The sequence below is a fragment of the Rhodopirellula sp. J20-39 genome (assembly GCF_057365095.1).
Genome location: NZ_CP195123.1, coordinates 7,036,988 through 7,057,176 on the forward strand (window position 1 = coordinate 7,036,988; position 20,189 = coordinate 7,057,176).

Consider the following 20,189-nt stretch of genomic DNA (forward strand, 5'->3'; position numbering starts at 1 on the left):
ACACAACGCACGTCAACACAACGCATCGAGACACAACGCACTGCGACGAAGAAAACTGGGTAGCGTTCGCGACAATGCGAACTCCTGACGAACTAGCCCACCCGCCCATTGGCGCCACTGAAGCTTGGCAAGAACGATTCAGTTCGAACGTGCCACTGAATTACAAACCTTTGAAGCCCCGAACCCATCTGCTTTCGGCATGAACGACCACTCGCGATCCGGCTCCTATCCAACCGAAACCGCTCCCGTCGACGAACGCCCTTGGGAAAAGCTGACCGAACTTGCTGACCTGGGTAACGCTGCGCCGCTGATCGAATTCATCGAGAACCTCACATCAAGCGACCAGGCACTTGCCCTCAGTCGACTGGACGAAGAGCATCGCAAGACCGTCCTCACCACACTGCCTGCCGAAGATGCGGCAGAGTTACTAAGACACCTTAGCGAAATCCAAGCGGCGGATCTGGTCGAATCGCTATCGATCGACGAAGCCGCTGCGATTGTTCAAGAGATGCCCAGCGACGAGCAGGCTGACTTGTTGGGCGACTTGGATCAAGTTCAAGCCAGCGAAATCATCGATGCCTTCCCACGCGATGAAGCAAAAGCCGTTCGCGAGCTGTTTGCTTACAACGACGATGTTGCTGGCGGGTTGCTAGTTCGCGAGATCTTGCGGTTTGATCAGTCCACCAAAGTCGCCGACGTGATCAACACGCTTTCCGAAAACGCCGAAGAATTCCGCGACTACGACGTGCAGTACGCATACCTGACCGATGACGATCAACGACTGGTCGGCGTTCTACCGATGCGAAATCTGTTATTTGCACGACGCAACGATCCTGTTGCCGACATCATGATCGCCGATCCGCTTTCCCTTCGCGACACGACACCGCTGGACGAATTGATCGACTTTTTCGACAGCCACCATTTTCTTGGCGTACCCGTCGTCGATAACAGTGGCCGGTTGCTGGGTGTTGTTCACCGTAACGCGGTCGACTACGAAGCCACCCGTGCTGCCGAAAGTGACTTCCTGAAAAGCCAGGGGATCATTGGCGGCGAAGAACTGCGCACTATGCCGCTGTTGCAACGCGCCAAACGACGACTCAGTTGGCTAAGCATCAATGTCGTCTTGAACATCGGTGCCGCGGGCGTCATCGCACTGTACCAAGACACTCTCGAAAAGGTCATCGCGTTGGCCGTCTTCCTGCCAATCATCAGCGACATGAGCGGATGCAGTGGTAATCAAGCGGTCGCCGTCAGCATGCGAGAACTCTCGCTCGGCCTGGTCCGCCCCACCGAAATGCTTCGCGTCTGGCTAAAAGAGGTTAGCGTTGGACTGATCAACGGTGCTGCCCTGGGACTACTCGTCGCGATCGTCGCCGTGATCTGGGATGGCAATGGCTATCTGGGTTTGGTCGTGGGCGTGGCATTATTCGCCAACACGATCATCGCAGTTTCGATCGGCGGCACGGTCCCCTTGCTATTGAAGCGACTCGGCTTTGACCCCGCCGTCGCCAGTGGTCCGCTGTTAACGACGGTCACTGACATGTGTGGCTTCTTTCTAGTTCTTGGACTCGCCACCGCCATGCTGAACCAACTGGTCCCCTAACGCCGTGATTCCAACAGCGCAGTGCACCAAACAACGCAGTGCACCAAACAACGCAGTGCACCAAACAACGCAGTGCACCAAACCCAACGATACGGCGTGCTCGATTTGCTAACGCCGTAACCGCGGTCGCATATTGGACTCAAACGACATACCCGGTTGGCTGCATGTCGAATCGACGACATGCCAGATCGGCTACATGCTTAGCCGTCGAACAAGATCATGGTTCCCATCGCGGGCAACCAAGATCCAGTACATTCCCGTCGTGGATCCCTTGCAGATTGCGTACAGGGCAGCCAACGCTCGCGTGCAACCATGACTTCCGCTCTTAGGCAACGCGTTCTTCTTCAGAATCGCAGTCCGCCGATGGGGACCGTCTTCATAACGCGTGATCTGCTTACCATCTTCTTGGGCGTCAACCATGCAACTATTGCAAATCAATTGATTCGGTTGAACTCCCATTGCTCGGCCGCCTGGTTTGAGAGGGTTCTTTAGTGCCGTGCGGATATTGCAACAATTGCCACAATAGTTCTCGCCGCAAACCCGGCAATGATGGCGGTCAGCCCCCGACTTGATTCGTGAACTCACTGGCGCTGCACACGAATTGCAAGTCTGAGAATCCGGCATCCATACCGCCATAGACGAAGGTTCGATGAACGCCATTCCTCCGTGCATACTGATCTTGTTCTTCTTAACCTGCTTACGAATCCGGCGATAAACCCATTGCGATACACTGGGCATCCCCGCCAACAAGACACCGACCGCTTTGATCCCTAAGTCGCACTCGGACCGATTGATCAACCAAGTCACCGCTTCATCGCATTCAGTTCGACCGTCGGCTCCTCTGGCACAGTTACAAGGGTATGGGCTCTGACGATTGGTGCCCTGTGGCACCACGTCGTGCAAATTGTTTTTGTTGACGACCGAGCCATACTCGCTGTAGATCTCTAAAGCCACAATCCAAGGCTTCACCGCCGAACCGAGACCGCTTGATGCACCACTAGCAACGCTGACTGCGTTGACAACGAATCCGGGCACCTGTCTGCCAAGAAAATCGCGAACCGTCTTGGCATTCCCTTGAGCCTCGTAAGACAATAGGGAGCCCTTCATCTTGTTGACCATTTCCATCGTCGTCACGGTGGAGAGCCGATTCCAGTCATCATTTGCCACCAATTTTTGCAGTGGGCGATCAACTTCGTTCTGAATCCGGCGGGTCACTTCCATGGACTGAGTCAACGGTATGGGAGCAGCAGAAACTTGAGTCATTTCAATTCGCTTAAGTAAGACGCCCATAATCCGACAAATCTGATCTTCTGTATCGGTTTCTCCGGCGGTAACAATTAGCCCAATTACAGAGCCGATTGAGCCACCGCCGGTAAAACACACCGGCGGCGGACGCCCTACAGGACGCTCTCTGCCGGAATTTGCCAATGTTCTTAGGTCTCCACGAGCTCCATCTTGACCGTGCTTCAAGTCAGCAGGATCTCAAAATTGCCCATGACGCCGATGGGTTGCTGCCCCAAAACCGCCACATTTCAAGCGTTTCGCGTCTGCACGTTCGTCCTTCATCAAAACGATTTCCTTCACGCCAAGAGAATCGCCAAAACGACTGGATTCCACCACACAACCTTGGATGCGATTAAGCTAAGCGAAACAAATTAGAGTATTTCGTGTACCGAAAGCGCCCCCAATGCCAAGCAACTTGGCCTACTCACTCGGGCCAGCGTCTGCGGATGATGGCTTGCCGTTGCCGCTCACGCCATTTCAACACCACGTTTAATTCACAACACCGTCACGGTTCCAGGGTCTCCAAAAGGGAATACTTCCATGCTAGCCGCGTTGATAACCAATAATCCTTGGGTCGATGCCGCGATCATCTTGATCGTCGGCTTGATCGTGCTGCTGATGTTCGCAGCCACCCTGGCAAACAAGTACTACATCAAGGTTGGCCCCGATCGAGCCATCGTGCGTTCGGGCCAAGGCGGCGTCAAAGCGGTTTGCGGCCAGGGCATGGCCGTCATTCCGCTGTTACAGCAATACGAGTTCATGGACTTGACGCTAAAGAGCTTCGAGATCCACCGTGAAGGAAGCGCCGGCCTAATTTGTAAAGACAACATCCGCGCCGACATCAAAGTTGCGTTCTTCATCCGTGTCGCCAACTCACCGGCCGAGATGAAAGAAGTTGCCGAGGCAATCGGTGCCAAACGCTGCAGCCAACTCGAAACGCTTCGAGAACTCTTTGACGCGAAGTTCAGCGAAGCTCTTAAAACGGTCGGCAAGCAGTTCGATTTCATTGACTTGTACGACCAACGAGACAAATTCAAGGATGAAATCCTGAAGGTCATCGGCACCGACCTGAACGGTTACCGCCTCGACGACGCCGCGATTGACTATCTGGAACAAACGCCACTGAGCATGCTCAGCCCCAGCAACATTCTTGACGCGGAAGGCATCAAGAAAATCACCGAGCTGACGTCGAGCGAGAAAGTCAAGGAAAACCAGTTCACCCGCGACAAAGAAAAGACACTTAAGAAGCAAGACGTCGAAGCCGAAGAAACCATCCTTGCACTCGAACGCCAACGCGTCGAAGCGGTTGAAAAACAACATCGCGAGATCGCTGAGATCACCGCTCGCGAACAAGCCGCCGCAGCCAAGGTCCAAGAAGAACAACGACTTGAATCGGAACGTGCCCGCATTCAAACCGAAGAAGAAATCGGCATTGCCGAAGAAAACAAGTCGCGGCAAATCCTTGTCGCCATGCGGAATAAAGAGAAAACTGACGCCGTCGAAATCGAACGCGTATCGCGAGACCGCGACCTCGAAGCAACCGAGCGATTGCGGGTTGTCGGTGTTGCCGAAGTCGAAAAAGAAAAAGCGATCGAAGTCGAGAAGCGGAACATCCAAGAAGTCATTCGCGAACGGGTCGCTGTCGAACGGGCCGTTGTTGAAGAACAGGAAAAGATTAAAGACACCGAGGAACTCGCAAAGGCGGACCGGGCCAAGAAGGTTCAAATCACCGCTGCGGAAATGAAAGCGGAAGAAGAACTGATCCGCCAAGTCAAGTTGGCCCAAGCCGAAAAGGAAGCCAGTACTCTGCTTGCCGAAAAGATCGGGATCGAAGCCGAAGCCAAACGCGATGCAGCCGAAAAGGAAACCGCAGCGACCAAAATGCTCGCCGAAGCGGAATCCGCCCAAGCCGCCGCGATTGGACTGGCCGAAGCCCAAGTGCAGGAAGCCAAAGCTGCTTCACTGGAAAAAGAAGGTCTCGCCGAAGCGAAGATCTCGATGGAAAAGTACAGCGCCGAAGCCAAGGGCCTGACCGAAAAGGCCGAAGCGATGAAGAAGCTCGACGGAGTCGGCAAAGAACACGAAGAGTTCAAGATCAAAATCAAGAAGGAACAAGATGTCGAAATTGCAGCGATCGATGCTCAACGAGGAATCGCCGAAAGCCAAGCCAGTGTCATCGGCGACGCCCTGAAGGCGGCTCGTATCGACATCGTTGGTGGTGATGGCGAGTTCTTCGAACAAATCACCTCCGCTGTGAAGGGTGGCAAGGCAATCGACCGCTTTGTCTACAACTCCAAGGTGGCGACTGATATCAAGGACACGTTCTTTGATGGCAATGCGGAATACTTCCGCAGCCAGGTCCAAGAGTTGATGAACCAGTTCGGCTTGGATACCGATGGTGTCAAAGACCTGTCGATCGCCGCCCTGATCGCCAAGATGATGGGAATGTCATCGACCGATGACGTGCGTAATCAATTGACCAGCCTGCTTAGCGTGGCGGCGACGGCAAATGTCACCGACCAGAAAGCGGGCCGATTGCTCGCCAAACCCGCTGTGGATTCAGTTGCGACCACTAGCAAGAAACCGACGCGCAAGTCCTAGAAGGTGACTGAGCACGTACAGTCGCTTTCGGGCTGCCTCACTGCGGCAAACGACATCCTTGAGCCTTCGCTCTAGGATGTCGGCGCCCACCAATCACTCCTGCTGCATCGCGGCCTTGGAATGTCCCGATTGATAAGGGAACCTGAATCTATGTCCGAACCTCAACTTGCCGGCGGAACCTACGAGATCCTGCGCAACCGGTTGCGGGATTCGGCTGGTGAACTTCGCAACCGACTCGATGCTCTCAACATCGATCGCAACGAAGTGTTTGGTAATATCGAAACCCGCTTGGTCGCTACCGAGCGCGTCACGACTGATCACAACTGCGTCCCTCGCGACATCGTTTCGATCGGTGAGCACTTTGTATTCGGCTACAACGTGCAGTTCGGGCTGAAGACCGAGATTCATCTTCCGGATGTCTTTTCGATCTATCGGATGGAAGACCACCACTTCCACCCCACCCCGCTGGATCAATTGCAAGATCCAAGGTTCATTCGTGACTTCGAGGAATTGTACCGGTTCTATAAAGGGACCACATTTTTGCGGTTCTTCGTTTCCGGCCCTAACCTGCACATGGTGTTTCAGGTTGGCAAAACGGCCCGCGATATCAAGTCGTTCAAATGGCGATTGGCCGATGGAACGATGCAGTACATCGACAACCGCAGCGATCACGAAGTCAAACGCCCACCTCAACATGCATTCGCTTGGGAACGCGCCACCCGCGATATGCACCGCTACGGCGAACACCCACATATTTCGATCGAAGACAAAGTCTTTGTGGAAACGGTTGGCGGCGACCTGACCGTCAAAGTGGAAAACAACACCAGCAGCGGCGAAGGAATCTACGCTGAACCGGTCGATAACCCCGACCAAAAACTCGACGACGCAGAAACATACTACGCCATCGTCGGCAACTTAGTGCTGCTTAAGATCAAGCCGTATCAAGAGGAAGCATTTCGCTACATCGTTTTTTCAGGCAAGATCAACCAAGCCGTTCGGCTGGACGAAATGCAGCATGCTTGCGTTATGCTGCCAGGTGACCAGGGACTGATTTTCCCAGGCGGTTACTACTTACAATCAGGCGAATTTAAGCGTTTCGACCATGGTCTTTCTGACATGCGTTTCGAACGCACCATTACGTCACCCAATGGCGAAGACTATCTGTACCTGTTCAGTAACATCGAAAACGGTACCTACATCCAACTTCGGTACAACCAAATTCGCCAAAGCGTCGACACACCGCTGGTTTGCCATGGGCAAACCTTCTTCGAAGCCGGCGAAATGGTGTGTTTCAAGACACAAGAAGCTCCCCAAAAGCATCACGCCATCCAAATTTGGCAAACGCCATTCACGGGTGAAAATCATCTACCGGACAACCAAACCGATTCGCTGCTCTTCAAGATCGGCAACAAAGATCTCGTTCGCGGGATGGCCGAGTGCACCGAGATCCTGCAACTGATTGAAAAGGACGATAGCTACGACGGTCTCTACAGCGATCTCGCCAAGAAGACCGGTGACGTTCTAGACAGCTATTTCTGGATCGGAAAGGACGAAACCCATCGACTTGACGAACCCCTGACGGGGATCAAGCACGCTGCCGCTGCCGCTATCGACGAATTCGAAAAGGTCGTTCGTGTTCGCCAATCGACGACCAAGCAAACCGAACAAGTTCGATCTGCCATTGATGCCACTCTAAAGCAAATCGAACGAGCACGTTTCGAATCAATCGACGATTTTGTCTCTTCGCTAACCGAACTTCGCCAACATCGCGGGCATGCGATCACGCTTCGAGACCTGAAGTTTGTCGATGAATCGCTGGTCGACGATCTCGAAAAACGTGTTCAAGAAAACGCCGATCGGCTCAGTCGTCGCTGTGTGGACTTCCTGCTCGAACCGGACTCGCTGGCACCCTACCAACAACGTATCGAATCCGCCGAAGCGGAGGTCAAGGAAGTCCAAACCGTTGCCGTCGCTAGTGAACTTAGCGAACAGATCGATACCGCCGCTTCCGATTTAGAACTGTTGACCGAAACCGTCAGCAACCTGCAAATCGATGATGCGACCCAGCGGACTCAAATTATCGATTCGATTGGCAACGTTTTCGCGTCAGTCAACCGGGTTCGCAGTGCACTGAAGAACCGACGACGCGATCTAGTCGGCTCCGAAGGGCGGGCCGAGTTTGCGTCGCAAATGAAACTTCTCGAACAAACCACGTCGGGCTATCTCGACGTGTGCGACACACCCGCTCGCTGCGACGAGTATCTCACCAAAGTCATGGTGCAACTGGAAGAACTCGAAGGACGATTCGCAGAATTCGACGAGTTCATTGAAACACTTAGCGAACGACGCGAAGAGGTCTACGCCGCGTTCGAGTCCCGCAAGATTGCCCTAGTCGAAAAACGCAATCGGCGTGCTGAATCCTTGGCCTCGGCAGCCGACCGTATTCTCAAAGGGATCAACTCGCGGGTCACCGCGATGGAATCCACCGATGACATCGCCGCCTATTTCGCTGGCGACCTGATGGTTGCCAAGTTGCGAGATTTGATTGAACAACTCGATGAACTGAGTGATGCCGTTCGGGTCGGCGATTTGCAAGGACGCATGAAGGTCGTCCGCGAAGACGCCATGCGTGGCCTGAAAGATCGGCAAGACCTATACGAAGACGGTGGTGATATCATCCGGCTGGGTGAACGCCGATTCGCGGTCAACACCCAACCGCTCGATTTGACAACGGTATTGCGAGGCGGTGAACTTTGCCTGCATTTGACTGGCACCCAGTTCTTTGAACCGATGCACGAACCCCGGCTCAACGACGCTCGTGACCTTTGGGACCAGCCGCTGATCAGCGAGAACCGAAACGTCTATAGAGCGGAATATCTCGCGATGGATCTGTTCGCGAAAGCAAGCCAGACACCGAACAAACCCGACACCGCTTGGATCGCCCAACAAATGGCCGGTCGTTTCGATGAAGGCTATGCCAAGGGCGTCCACGATCTTGATGCAGCTAAAATCCTCGCTGCACTCATCGAGATGGAAACCCACTTAGGATTACTTCGCTACGAACCGTCCCTCCGCGCTGCGAGCCTACTTTGGTTCGAACAGATCCTTAGCGACGATGACCGTCGCAAGATGCAGCAATGGATTCAAGGCTTTGCAAAACTGGCTCGGGCACTTCCCGATGCGAAGCCTGCCATTGAATTTCGTCAACGACTGACGGAACTCGCCGACGCGGATTCGTCTAGATGGTCACCTTTGTTTAGCTCCGATGTCAGCCCTACCAGAGTGGCGGATTATCTATTCGACGAACTAATCTCGCCCTCCTCACAAGCAATCGTCAGTGATCCAGCACGTAATCTGCTCCGCGAGTTGGAACAGTCTCTGCCCCAATCCGACCGTTCGAAATGGCTGAACGCAGGGATCAATGACAACGCTCATGATCCTTTGAAGTGTTTTGTGTTGGCACGCAACTGGGCGGATGCATTTCTTGCAAAACGAGATCGCGGGCAATCCACGGCTGAAATCGATCCGGCAACGGGCTATCGAGATGAGATCGCTTGGCTCATCTTGCGTTCGGTCACATCTCAATCCGAATCGTCGCAACTGTCTTCGAGTAACAAAACAAAGGACAGAAAAGCGGACGCGGGTGAGAAGTTGAAAAGCCTGTCCAACGACAACTCACGTTTGGACGATTCATCGCCAAGTGGCACGACCAGCAAGAAAGCCAAGTCCGCTCCCGTAGCCACACACATCACTGGGTTACTGGGCAGCCATGAACGAATTCAAGACGGCCAGCTCACCCTGCACTACCACGAGTTTAATAAACGCCTACGTCATTACACCAACGAAGTCGTTCCACGTTTCCGGGCATTGCATACCGCAAAAGCGGAGATCATCGACCGATCACGACAAGAGATGCGGCTGGAAGAATTCAAGCCCAAAGTTCTATCCAGCTTCGTTCGAAATCAACTTCTTGACGAAGTCTATCTTCCCATCATCGGTGACAATCTTGCTAAGCAAATGGGTACCGCTGGCGAAGACAAACGAACGGACCGCATGGGTCTGCTGTTACTGATTTCGCCGCCAGGTTACGGCAAAACGACTTTAATGGAATACATCGCCAACCGGCTTGGGTTGGTTTTCATGAAGATCAATGGTCCGGCGATTGGACATGGTGTGACTTCCCTTGATCCGGCCGAAGCCCCCAATGCGGCCGCGAAAGAAGAAGTCGAGCGTCTAAACCTGGCCCTCGAAATGGGCGACAACGTGATGCTATACCTTGATGACATTCAGCACACGCACCCAGAACTCCTTCAGAAGTTCATTTCTCTTTGCGACGCGACTCGAAAAATCGAAGGCGTCCGAAATGGAAAAACGCGGACGTACGACCTGCGTGGTCGCCGCGTCGCCGTTGTCATGGCGGGTAACCCCTATACCGAAAGCGGCGATCGCTTCCAGATTCCTGACATGCTTTCCAACCGAGCCGATGTCTACAATTTGGGCGAAATCATTGGCGACAAGGCGGATGCTTTCGAGATGAGCTATCTCGAAAACTGCCTCACCAGCAATGCGACGCTTGCTCCACTGGCTTCCTCGCCACCCAAGGATGCTCGTCAGATCCTGCTCGCCGCTCAACGCGATTCGATCGAAGGCATCGACCTGGAAAGCAACCTGCCGCTCGATCAAGTCCGTGACATGTTCGAAGTGGCCCGTAAACTACTACGTGTTCGCGACGTCGTTTTACGAGTCAATCGTTCATACATCCGTAGCGCTGCCCAAGCCGACGCGTATCGCACCGAACCGCCATTCAAGTTGCAAGGCAGTTACCGGAACATGAACCGGATTGCCGAACGTGTCGCTCCCGTCATGAATGATGCTGAACTGCAAACGTTGATCATCAGCAACTACGAACAAGATGCCCAAACGCTGACGACCGACAACGAAGCCAACGTGCTAAAGTTCAAAGAACTGATGGGCATCCTGACATCGGAAGAAACTCAGCGATGGGAAGCGATCAAGTACGCGTTCATCGAGAACGTGCGAATGGCTGGAATGGATAGCGACGATCAGGTCGGCCAAGTCATGAAGCAACTGGCGTCCATGCGTGATGGCCTCGAATCCATCCGACAAGTCATCGCCAAAGCAATCGCGATGGAAGATCACTCAGCGGAAGAAAAGATGGACGCTCGAGTCGATTCGCTACGGCAAACCTTGCTGGCAATGGGCGAATCCATGGCGCGTCAAATGGAAACGACCGGCAATCGCATCGAGGACCTCACCAAGCAACAGGCCATCACCCCACCGGAACAAAAGGTCCTCGTTCAGCACAAAGTCCCTCGCGTGATGGCGGAATTGATCAAAGGCCAATTCCATCTGATGCAAGAATGGATGCGTCCACTGCTGACGGAATCAATTGACAATGGACGTGACATCGATCGTTTGCTCAAGCAGCTCGATCAGATGATGCAAACCTACCAACAGGTCGAATCCGCACTCGATCCTGACGCAGCAGTCGATCCGTCGATCGTTAAAAAACCTCTCGGCGAATAACGTCTTGCGCACAAAAACAAAAACACTGGGCTAGGAATCCGCGTCTACAACCCGCCAGAAATCGACCAACAAAGCGAAAGATATCTACCAGACCGATCTCTCCAAAACCATCCAGGTCAACCTATTTTGCGTAATCGTCGCCAAATAGGTTGCATTCTTCCCTTGATGCGAGAATACTATCACCCCTTGAAAGAAAACCGTCTCCCCAGCGAGTTACACTTTGTCCACCGACGCCCGACGCGAAAAACTTCGCGAGCATGTCCAGTCATCTGGGTTTGCTGCGCTCGGTGAACTGGTGTCCACACTCGGCGTCAGCGAATCAACCGTTCGTCGCGATTTGGAAATCTTGGAAGACGCTGGTCTGGCTCGGCGTACCCATGGCGGCGTCTACTGGACCGGCCAAACCGACACGCTAGGCGTGTTTCGCTCACGAAAAGACGACGCTTGGCCACGCAAGCAAGCGATCGGTCGGCTCGCCGAGACCCTGGTCGAAGATGGCGACACGATTCTGCTGGATGGCGGCAGTACGGTTTATGAACTCGCTCGTCAAATCGTGCACCGACCGCTGCAGGTGGTGACCAATTCATTGCCGGTGGCGCATCTACTATCAACCAGTGATTCGATCGACCTGGTCATGATCGGCGGCTGCGTTCGCGGTCGCACCTCGGTCACGATCGGCCCCATGGCGGACTCGCAATTGGCCGGCGTGAACGTATCAAAAACATTCCTTTCAGTCGCCGGTGTGACCGAGCGAGGCTTCTTCAACAGCGACATGATGCTGGTGGAAAGCGAGAAAGCGATGATCACCGCAGCGGACCAAACCATCGTCCTTGCGGATCATACCAAGTTCGGAAAAGTCAGCTTGTCCCAAATCTGCGGATTGCAGGACGTGGACAGGGTAGTGACCGACGACGGACTCGATTCTCAATGGAAACCCTGGCTGGAATCGTCAGGGGTCGAACTATTGTTGGCTTCAACTGACTGTGCCAACTCCACCCCCGATACTTCTATATCTGAACTCAATTCGGCTTCTTCAACATGAGTGTGACTGTCGACCGGTCTCAAATTGAAAACCTCGTCCGCCAGGCGATTCGCCAAGCAGGCGGCGCTTCGTCTAACGGTTCAAGCGCCCCCCAAAGTTCTTCGGTAGCGCCGCTGGGTTGGGTTGATGGTAAGCCCAATCTACGGGTCAGCATCTCAGCCCGGCACTGTCACCTGACGGACGAACATGTTGAAATCCTGTTCGGTGCTGGCAGCATTCTGGAACCCGACAAGGACCTGTACCAAGACGGCTTTTACGCGGCCAAACAAACCGTGATGGTAGTGGGCCCGCGTAAGCGAATGCTGCCCAACGTTCGCGTCTTGGGACCCACTCGTCCATTCAGCCAACTCGAACTCGCGTTCACCGATTCTATTTCGCTCGGCATCGACGCTCCGGTTCGCCATAGCGGCAAAATCGAAGGCACACCCGGTTGCGTGTTGGTCGGCCCCGCCGGCAGCGTCCAACTGGACCAAGGCGTGATCCGCGCCGCTCGACACGTTCACATGAACGACCACGACGCCAATTACTACGGCGTGGCCAACGGCGACATGATGCAGCTTGTTGTCAAAAGCGCTGACTGCAGCATGACGTTCGATGACGTTTTGGTTCGAGCCGATAAGGCCGCCAAGCTTGAAGTTCACATTGATACCGACGAAGGCAATGCGTGCAATTTGGACGCAGCTTCGGAAGTAATCTTACAAAAAATGCCCGACGCTTGTGCGTGCGGTCACTGATCTCTGTTTCCCCTCTCTCCTGTTAGTTCTGTTTAAGAAAGGCATCCAATTCGATGGCAAAAATTAATGAAGCGCTCGGCATGATCGAGACCAAAGGCTTTGTCGCCATGGTCGAGGCATCCGACGCAATGATGAAGGCCGCCAATGTTCAGTTTCTCGGTTGGGACAAAGTCGGCGCGGGTCTCGCAGCCGTCTTCGTCACTGGCGACGTTGCTGCTGTGAAAGCAGCCACCGACGCCGGCGCCGCTGCTGCTGGTCGCATCGGTGAAGTCGTCAGCGTGCAAGTGATTCCACGCCCACACGCGGACCTCGAAAAGGTACTCAAGCTGCCTGCCACACCAGCCAAAAAGTAGAAGAAGCCGGCAAGCTATTAGCGATTGGCTTTTAGCTTCCAAACCATCCATCTCCCATACCAACAGCTAATTGCTAAACGCTAACTGCTAAGAGCTAAAATAATGAACGAAGCAATCGGATTGATTGAAACCAAGGGCTTGTTGCCTCTCGTCGAAGCCACCGACGCCATGGCCAAGGCGGCCAACGTCCAAATCGTCAAACGTGTCGACCTCGGTGGTGGCTTGGTCACAACCGTCGTCAGCGGTGACGTCGGAAGCGTTCGCGCGGCTGTCGAAGCTGGTGCTGCTGCTGCAGCGACTGCGGGCGAATTGGTCAGCAGCCACATCATCCCTCGGCCTGCCGATGGGTTGGTTGGCGCTTACTTTAGCTAGTCAGCTCCCGCCTTCACTCGCGATTCCCCACTTACTCACGGAAGATCCTCATGCTCATTCTTGTTGCGAACCTAGGTTCAACCAGCTTCAAGTACAAACTGCTCGACGTCAGCGGTGACCTGCACGCTGCCGACATTCGTCCCGACGACCGTGTGCTCGCACGTGGTGCCGTCGAACGAATCGGTGACGCTTCGGAAAGTCGTTGTGAAGTCACGATTGGTGACTATCACAATGTCTACGAAATGCCAGTGCCAGATCACGGTATCGCCGTCCAGTCTTGCTTGGATCAGTTGACCGATTCTCAACACGGATGCTTGAAAGACGCATCGGAAGTTTCCGCGATCGGTTTCAAAGCCGTTCACGGTGGACGCAAGAGTGGGACATTTATGGTGGACGACGATGTGCTCGAAGCGATGGCGGAAATGAATGCCGCCGCTCCGGCCCACAACCCGCCGTACATCGCCGCGATGAAACTGTTGCGAGAGCGATTCCCGAACCTGCCGTTGGTCGCCGCATTTGAAACTGAATTCCACGATTCGATCCCCGAGGCACGCCGCTTGTACGCGACGCCGCCGAACTGGCGCGAAGAGTATCAGGTTCAAAAGTGGGGATTCCATGGTTCGAGCCATCGCTTCATCGCTGAACGAACTGCTGAACTTTTGGGTCGTGATGACCTGCGAGTGATCTCGTGTCACTTAGGCGGAAGCAGTTCTTTGACGGCCATTCAAAACGGCCAAAGCGTGATGACCACGATGGGCATGACGCCGCAAACCGGTCTACCGCAAAACAACCGTGTCGGTGACTTCGATCCATTTGCGTTGCCCCTGTTAATCGAGCGGAGTGGGAAATCACTCGAAACGCTGCTCGGCGAACTGGCCAGCGAAGGTGGTTTGAAAGGACTCAGCGATCGCAGTGGTGACCTCCGTGACATCGAATCCGCCGCTGCCGAAGGAGACGCAAAGTCGGCTTTGGCATTGGACGTTTACGTGGAGGAAATCCGGCGACACATGGGCGGCATGATTGTGGCCATGGGTGGCGTCGACGTGATCGCTTTCACAGGTGGGATTGGCGAAAACAGCGATGTTGTTCGTCGAGCTGTTTGTGCCAACCTGCAATCACTCGGCATCGTCTTAGACGAAAGTCGAAATGAGGGACACCGCACCGAAGGACCGTTGCATGACGAATCAAGCCAGACACAAATCTGGGTGGTTCCGACAAACGAAGAATGGATTGTCGCCAAACGAACCAAGAAAGCGATTGGCAGCTAGCGACTTGATGTAACTGTTGTCACACACTTTTCAAACCTTCACTACCAACACCAATCATGTTCTTAGCCCGCGTAACCGGATCGGTTGTCAGCACTCAAAAGGTGCCAGCGATGACCGGCCACAAGCTGCTGATCGTGGAGCCTTACCGGCTCGACGCGGACGCTCGTGATCGGCTGGTTACTACCGGCCGAACATTCATTACGGTCGACACGCTCGGTGCGGGTGAAGGCGATCTGGTCTTGGTTTGCCAAGGAAGCTCAGCACGCCTGACTCCCGAAACCAAGACTTTACCGATCGACGCGGTCATTATCGGCATCGTCGATAGCGTCCACGCCGAAAAGAAGTCGGTCTATTCACGAAACGACTAAGTATTACCAAGAGCGAACGGCACAACGCCGCTGGCTCCGTTCCCCACGGTTTACTGAACACAAATACTGATAACGAAAATGCAACTCGACGAATCCATCATCCGCAACGTAGTCGCCCAGGTTCTTTCCGAAGTGGGTCCGATGCCTACCGGCACCGCAACGCCGCTTAGCAAGAACGTCGCGCCGGGTGCCGGTCGCAATGGCGTGTTCACCGACGTCAACGAAGCCGTCGCCGCTGCGAAGCACGCCCAGGAAGAACTTCGTCGACGGAGCATGGAAGAACGTAAACAAGTCATCGACATCATCCGCCGCATCAGCATCGACCAGTGCGAAGAACTCGGGCTGATGGAAATGCGAGAAACCGGGATTGGTCGTCCTGAGCACAAGATTGAAAAGCTCAAAACGCTCGGCATGTTGTCACCAGGCACCGAGATGTTGGAAACCAAAGCCTTCAGTGGCGACAACGGATTGGCCGTAATCGAACGAGCTCCCTTTGGCGTCATCGCAGCAATCACGCCGGTCACACACAGCCTGCCCACCATCACCGGCAACGCGGTCAGCATGATCGCGGGCGGCAACTCGGTTGTCGTCAACCCACACCCATCCGGTAAGAAAGTCGCTGCCGAAGGTGTGAGCCGATTCAATGCGGCCATCGCAGCCGAAGTCGGCATCGACAACCTGATCTGCGTGCTTGCCGAACCTACGCTCGAAAGTGCCGACGCGCTGTTCGCTCACCGCGACATTGCCTTGATCTGTGTCACCGGCGGCCCCGCTGTCGGCCGCGCTGCTTTGCGAAGTGGTAAACGAGCGATTGTTGCTGGCCCAGGCAACCCACCCGTCGTTGTTGACGAAACGGCCGATCTGGACAACGCCGCTCGCTGCATCATTCAAGGTGCCGCTTACGACAACAACCTATTGTGCATTAGCGAAAAAGAAGTCTTCGTTGTCGACTCCGTCTTCGACGACATGATGGCCGCCATGCGACGAGCCGGTGCGTTGCAACTTGACGAAACACAAATCGCCACGCTCACCAGCCAAGCGATCGCCAAAGTCGGTGACGACCAACACGACGCCGCCGCCAAGGACTTCATCGGCAAAGATGCATCGGTCCTGGCTCGTGCCGCCGGTGCTCATCCGCCCGAAGGTTGTGAACTGGTCTTCGGCGAAACCGATGAGCATCATCCCTTTGTCACCGTCGAACAAATGATGCCGTTCGTGCCATTCGTACGAGCCCGCAACGTGGACCACGCAATCGCCTTGGCCAAACACTACGAACACGGCTTCCGACACACCGCGATCATTCACTCGCGCAACGTTTCGAACATGACCAAGATGGGCCGTGAACTCGATACCACCTTGTACATCAAGAATGGCCCCTGCACCGCTGGTCTTGGACTGGGCGGCGAAGGCTACCTGTCCTTCAGCATCGCTGGTCCAACCGGCGAAGGCGTCACCACGCCCAACACGTTCACCCGCGAACGCCGCTGCACCATGGTCGACGAATTGCGAGTGGTCTGATGCAACCCGCCAACGTTGTCGGACATGCTCGAGCCACGACCAAGCACGAATCGCTCGTCGGCCAACGCCTTGTCATCGCCCAGCCGCTGGACGCTTCTGGATCCGCTGACGGGCCACCCCTCTTAGTCCTCGATTCGATGGGCTGCCGAGTGGGCGACCAAGTCATGCTGACCAGCGACGGCAGTCCAATCAAGGAAATGACCGGCGTCGACAATTGCCCAGCACGATGGAGCGTGTGCGGCTTAATCGACTAAGTCTTACACCGCACCTTTCCCAATCAACTTCGAACAAAACCTAGTCAATAGCTTTCCAACGTGTCCTCCAAACTTCCTCCCGCCGCGCTTGCTGAAATCGACATTGAGTCGATCGTTCGCTTAGTGCTGCAGCGGATTCAGGACACACAACCCAATTTGAACGGACCGACAACGCCCGTCCCGGCTCCCGCTAATCAATTCACGCTGGATCGACGCGTCGTCACGCTAGCAGACCTGAAAGAAATTCCCGCCGGAATCAAGCAACTGCAATTGCCGGCAAAGTGCGTGGTCACGCCCGCTGCTAAGGACGAACTGAAGCATCGTAACATCGAATTCAGTTTTGCTGGCATCCAAACAAGCGTCCCTTCGAAGTCATCCAAGGCAACAACGCTTACAGCCAAACGCTCACCTTTTCGCCGAGTCCGCCTGACGCGAGACGATTCAGTCGATGCAGGATTATTTTCAGCGGTCGAAAAGCAACTACTCACTCGTGGCGTTCGGCTATGCGAACAAGCGGGTGTGACCGCCACGCTTTCCAACCGCCCTGCCCTCGCCGTGTACGAGTCCATTTCGTCAAACACTTCGGCGGTACTAATCAGCCGCACCGATGATGTCCTACGTTTTAAAGACGAACTCCGTCCGACTGTATTTGTTCTCGACGTTCAGCATCTGCCATTGATCGCGTTGGTCAACAGCATCATTGCAATCGCCCAACGGACGCCAGCCCCTTGGACGGGCGTTCCGAAGATTACGGTCGCCGGAGGCCAACGATGAAAATTGCTCGAGTCGTTGGCAACACAACCTTGTGCCGGATGCACCCAGCAATGCAAGCCTCCCGTTTGCGTTGCATCGAAGTCGTGGGTTCCACCGACGACCTAAACAACCTGACTCCCGGCGGCGACCTGATTGTCGCTTGGGACCTATGTGGCTCCAGCGAAGGTGACCTCGTCGCCCTCGCCGAAGGCCCTGAGTCCGCGGCGCCATTTAAGCCAGACATCAAACCGATCGACGCGTCCATTGTGGCGATCCTTGATCACTGCGAAACGACCGCTCCCGGTTAGCGATCGATCCGTTTACCAAACCCCGTCTCTCCCCATCTAGATCCCTCTTCCACTTCCTTCGTTTTTGACGAGTCTCACAATGCAAAATCTTCATCAAATCAAACAGGACATGTGCGACATCGGACGTCGTATCTACAACCGCCAATTCGCTGCGGCAAACGATGGGAACATCACCGTCCGAGTGAGCGAAAACGAAGTGCTCTGCACCCCCACCCTGCACTGCAAAGGCTTTCTGAAGCCTGACGACATTTCTTTGGTCGACATGACCGGCAAGCAATTGTCCGGACGCAAGAAACGATCCAGCGAAGCACTGCTGCACCTGGAAATCTACAAGCAACGCGATGACATCCGCAGCGTTGTGCACTGTCACCCGCCACACGCCACTGCTTTCGCGATCGCTCGCGAGCCGATCCCACAGTGCATCTTGCCTGAAGTGGAAGTCTTCTTGGGCGACGTTCCTATCACCAAGTACGAAACACCTGGTGGACAAGCCTTCGCCGACACGATCATCCCATACGTTAACAAGACCAACGTGATGATCCTGGCAAACCACGGCACCGTGTCTTACGGTGAATCCGTTGAGCAAGCTTATTGGTGGACCGAGATTCTGGATTCGTACTGCCGTATGCTGATGCTCGCTAAACAGCTTGGCAACGTGTCGTACTTGAACGAAGAAAAGTCACGCGAACTGTTGGATCTGAAGGAAAAGTGGGGCTACAAAGATCCTCGTAACACCGCCGACTTCAAAGATTGCGATATCTGCGCCAATGACATCTTCCGCGATTCGTGGGCCGACACCGGTGTCGAGCGTCGTGCTTTCCCAGCACCTCCACCAATCAAGTCAACCGGCGACGCAGCCAGCAATGGCAAGCCTTCGCTTCCCGCCGGTGTGGATGAAGCCCAGCTCGTCAAAGCAATCACCGACGAAGTCATTCGTCAAATGAGCCGCTAGTCGACTCGATTGGAAAACCAACGGCGAAGATCCACTGATAGTCGCCTTCTTTGACATCCACGTTCTTGCGAGCGTGTTTGCCCCCTCAATCACGTTCCACACAATCCATACTTAAGAATCATGAAAGTTTCCATCATCGGCGGCGGTGGCCTGGTCGGTTCCTGTGCAGCCTACGCATTGCAGTGTGGCGGACTCGCCAACGAAATCGCCCTTCTCGATGTCAACGAAGAACTTGCAGTAGGCCATGCCTTGGACCTGCAACACGGTAGTCCCAGCATCGCCAATCAAACCTTCGCTGGTGGCGGCTACGAACACATCCCCAGCTCCGACATCATCTGCATCACGGCCGGATTACGTCGTAAACCAGACGAATCACGATTGGATCTGATCAATCGCAATACGGACCTGTTCGTTGATATCCTTCGCAACATCAAAGCGGCTGGTACCAAGCCCGATGCAATCGTCCTGGTGGTCAGCAATCCTGTCGATATCTTGACCTACGTTGCGGCCGACATGCTCGGTTTGCCACAACAACAAGTCATCGGCCTGGGAACACAGCTCGACACGATCCGCTTTTGTTCACTGATCGCTGACGAGTTGAAGGCACCACCAACTCAAACCAAGGCTTTGATCTTGGGCGAGCACGGCGAAACCATGGTGCCAATCTGGAGTAGCGCCACAATCGCTGGTCTGCCTCTGGACAAGTATCCTGGCTGGAACCCAAGCCTAGCTGGCCAACTATTTACACGCACACGCGGAAGCGGCGCTGAAGTCATTAAGCGAAAAGGCGGAGCCGGCTTTGCCGTTGGCGTCGCGATTCGTGACTGTGTCGATGCCATCATTTTGGATACACAAACAGTGCTTCCTGTCAGTAGCATTCAAAATGGTTGTTACGGAATCCGGGATGTCGCCTTGAGTGTTCCGACTGTTTTGGGACGAACAGGTGTCCAAGCAACCATGGAAATCGACCTGTGGCCGAAGGAAGTTCAAGGGCTGCGTCAAAGTGGTGCAGCACTTCGAAAAACCTTGGATACGGTGATGCAAAGAGTACGGTAAGCAAGCTCGCTTTATCTTTTGCTTACGGAAATCCCCAACACGCAACAGCCCTCCGATCCTTGGTAGAATGTTCTGTTTGGGCAGAATAGGTTTTTTTTCACGAAACCACATTTCATACCGAATTGAACTAAGCTAGACTTCGCAAAGCGGCGCCAATGTACATATATTGACTTATG

16 protein-coding genes are annotated in these 20,189 nt (G+C 54.5%); 15 read left to right on the forward strand and 1 reads right to left on the reverse strand.

Translation table 11 applies throughout. The features are described from left to right. Positions 1–199: 199 nt before the first annotated feature. On the forward strand, positions 200–1,603 hold the full coding sequence (gene mgtE / locus ACR3ZL_RS25695; protein ID WP_473650250.1) for a magnesium transporter: 1,404 nt from the start codon (positions 200–202) through the stop codon (positions 1,601–1,603). A gap of 192 nt (positions 1,604–1,795) precedes the next feature. Here the strand turns inward: mgtE and ACR3ZL_RS25700 are convergent, their stop codons facing one another. Next, positions 1,796–2,866: an FYVE zinc finger domain-containing protein gene (locus ACR3ZL_RS25700; protein WP_473650249.1), complete on the reverse strand. Its 1,071-nt coding sequence runs from the start codon at positions 2,864–2,866 to the stop codon at positions 1,796–1,798. A 561-nt stretch (positions 2,867–3,427) separates the two neighbouring features. Between ACR3ZL_RS25700 and ACR3ZL_RS25705 the strand changes: the two genes are divergently transcribed. The 14 genes from ACR3ZL_RS25705 (at position 3,428) to ACR3ZL_RS25770 (ending at position 20,013) form a co-directional block, all read left to right on the forward strand. Next, the gene (locus tag ACR3ZL_RS25705) at positions 3,428–5,488 is read left to right on the forward strand and encodes a flotillin family protein (protein WP_473650248.1); all 2,061 of its coding nucleotides are present in this window, start codon (positions 3,428–3,430) and stop codon (positions 5,486–5,488) included. Between the two features lie 150 nt (positions 5,489–5,638). After that, positions 5,639–11,035 (forward strand): DNA repair ATPase, encoded by a 5,397-nt coding sequence (locus ACR3ZL_RS25710; RefSeq protein WP_473650247.1) that lies wholly within the window; start codon positions 5,639–5,641, stop codon positions 11,033–11,035. A gap of 220 nt (positions 11,036–11,255) precedes the next feature. Beyond that, the gene (locus ACR3ZL_RS25715) at positions 11,256–12,077 is read left to right on the forward strand and encodes a DeoR/GlpR family DNA-binding transcription regulator (RefSeq protein WP_473650246.1); all 822 of its coding nucleotides are present in this window, start codon (positions 11,256–11,258) and stop codon (positions 12,075–12,077) included. Next, positions 12,074–12,811 (forward strand): phosphate propanoyltransferase, encoded by a 738-nt coding sequence (pduL, locus tag ACR3ZL_RS25720; protein WP_473650245.1) that lies wholly within the window; start codon positions 12,074–12,076, stop codon positions 12,809–12,811. The genes ACR3ZL_RS25715 and pduL overlap by 4 nt, the downstream gene beginning before the upstream one ends. Positions 12,812–12,864: 53 nt before the next feature. Beyond that, the gene (locus ACR3ZL_RS25725; RefSeq protein WP_473650244.1) at positions 12,865–13,164 is read left to right on the forward strand and encodes a BMC domain-containing protein; all 300 of its coding nucleotides are present in this window, start codon (positions 12,865–12,867) and stop codon (positions 13,162–13,164) included. A 102-nt stretch (positions 13,165–13,266) separates the two neighbouring features. Beyond that, positions 13,267–13,536 carry a BMC domain-containing protein gene (locus ACR3ZL_RS25730; RefSeq protein WP_473650243.1) on the forward strand — a complete coding sequence of 90 codons (270 nt, stop codon included), beginning with the start codon at positions 13,267–13,269 and terminating at the stop codon, positions 13,534–13,536. 50 nt (positions 13,537–13,586) lie between these two features. Continuing rightward, positions 13,587–14,804 (forward strand): acetate/propionate family kinase, encoded by a 1,218-nt coding sequence (locus ACR3ZL_RS25735; RefSeq protein WP_473650242.1) that lies wholly within the window; start codon positions 13,587–13,589, stop codon positions 14,802–14,804. A 56-nt stretch (positions 14,805–14,860) separates the two neighbouring features. Continuing rightward, complete coding sequence (locus ACR3ZL_RS25740) at positions 14,861–15,172, forward strand: EutN/CcmL family microcompartment protein (RefSeq protein ID WP_473650241.1); 312 nt, start codon at positions 14,861–14,863, stop codon at positions 15,170–15,172. A gap of 78 nt (positions 15,173–15,250) precedes the next feature. Then, a complete protein-coding gene (locus ACR3ZL_RS25745) occupies positions 15,251–16,690 on the forward strand; it encodes an aldehyde dehydrogenase family protein (RefSeq protein ID WP_473650240.1) in 1,440 nt (479 codons plus the stop codon). Beyond that, positions 16,690–16,944, forward strand: a complete 255-nt coding sequence (locus tag ACR3ZL_RS25750; protein ID WP_473650239.1) for a EutN/CcmL family microcompartment protein — start codon at positions 16,690–16,692, stop codon at positions 16,942–16,944. The genes ACR3ZL_RS25745 and ACR3ZL_RS25750 overlap by 1 nt, the downstream gene beginning before the upstream one ends. A 60-nt stretch (positions 16,945–17,004) precedes the next feature. After that, positions 17,005–17,718: a hypothetical protein gene (locus tag ACR3ZL_RS25755; RefSeq protein ID WP_473650238.1), complete on the forward strand. Its 714-nt coding sequence runs from the start codon at positions 17,005–17,007 to the stop codon at positions 17,716–17,718. Continuing rightward, positions 17,715–18,005: a EutN/CcmL family microcompartment protein gene (locus tag ACR3ZL_RS25760; RefSeq protein WP_473650237.1), complete on the forward strand. Its 291-nt coding sequence runs from the start codon at positions 17,715–17,717 to the stop codon at positions 18,003–18,005. Before ACR3ZL_RS25755 ends, ACR3ZL_RS25760 begins: the two co-directional genes overlap by 4 nt. A gap of 79 nt (positions 18,006–18,084) precedes the next feature. After that, entirely contained in the window at positions 18,085–18,957 is an 873-nt protein-coding gene (locus ACR3ZL_RS25765) for a class II aldolase/adducin family protein (protein WP_473650236.1), read from the forward strand. 120 nt (positions 18,958–19,077) lie between these two features. Then, entirely contained in the window at positions 19,078–20,013 is a 936-nt protein-coding gene (locus tag ACR3ZL_RS25770; RefSeq protein ID WP_473650235.1) for a lactate/malate dehydrogenase family protein, read from the forward strand. The last annotated feature ends 176 nt before the right edge of the window (positions 20,014–20,189 follow it).

What these genes read in the sequence shown, in the direction of transcription:
- mgtE (WP_473650250.1), top strand. Translation starts at nt 200, where the DNA reads ATGAACGACCACTCGCGATCCGGCTCCTATCCAACCGAAACCGCTCCC.
- ACR3ZL_RS25700 (WP_473650249.1), bottom strand. Translation starts at nt 2,866, where the DNA reads ATGACTCAAGTTTCTGCTGCTCCCATACCGTTGACTCAGTCCATGGAA.
- ACR3ZL_RS25705 (WP_473650248.1), top strand. Translation starts at nt 3,428, where the DNA reads ATGCTAGCCGCGTTGATAACCAATAATCCTTGGGTCGATGCCGCGATC.
- ACR3ZL_RS25710 (WP_473650247.1), top strand. Translation starts at nt 5,639, where the DNA reads ATGTCCGAACCTCAACTTGCCGGCGGAACCTACGAGATCCTGCGCAAC.
- pduL (WP_473650245.1), top strand. Translation starts at nt 12,074, where the DNA reads ATGAGTGTGACTGTCGACCGGTCTCAAATTGAAAACCTCGTCCGCCAG.
- ACR3ZL_RS25725 (WP_473650244.1), top strand. Translation starts at nt 12,865, where the DNA reads ATGGCAAAAATTAATGAAGCGCTCGGCATGATCGAGACCAAAGGCTTT.
- ACR3ZL_RS25730 (WP_473650243.1), top strand. Translation starts at nt 13,267, where the DNA reads ATGAACGAAGCAATCGGATTGATTGAAACCAAGGGCTTGTTGCCTCTC.
- ACR3ZL_RS25735 (WP_473650242.1), top strand. Translation starts at nt 13,587, where the DNA reads ATGCTCATTCTTGTTGCGAACCTAGGTTCAACCAGCTTCAAGTACAAA.
- ACR3ZL_RS25740 (WP_473650241.1), top strand. Translation starts at nt 14,861, where the DNA reads ATGTTCTTAGCCCGCGTAACCGGATCGGTTGTCAGCACTCAAAAGGTG.
- ACR3ZL_RS25745 (WP_473650240.1), top strand. Translation starts at nt 15,251, where the DNA reads ATGCAACTCGACGAATCCATCATCCGCAACGTAGTCGCCCAGGTTCTT.
- ACR3ZL_RS25750 (WP_473650239.1), top strand. Translation starts at nt 16,690, where the DNA reads ATGCAACCCGCCAACGTTGTCGGACATGCTCGAGCCACGACCAAGCAC.
- ACR3ZL_RS25760 (WP_473650237.1), top strand. Translation starts at nt 17,715, where the DNA reads ATGAAAATTGCTCGAGTCGTTGGCAACACAACCTTGTGCCGGATGCAC.
- ACR3ZL_RS25765 (WP_473650236.1), top strand. Translation starts at nt 18,085, where the DNA reads ATGCAAAATCTTCATCAAATCAAACAGGACATGTGCGACATCGGACGT.
- ACR3ZL_RS25770 (WP_473650235.1), top strand. Translation starts at nt 19,078, where the DNA reads ATGAAAGTTTCCATCATCGGCGGCGGTGGCCTGGTCGGTTCCTGTGCA.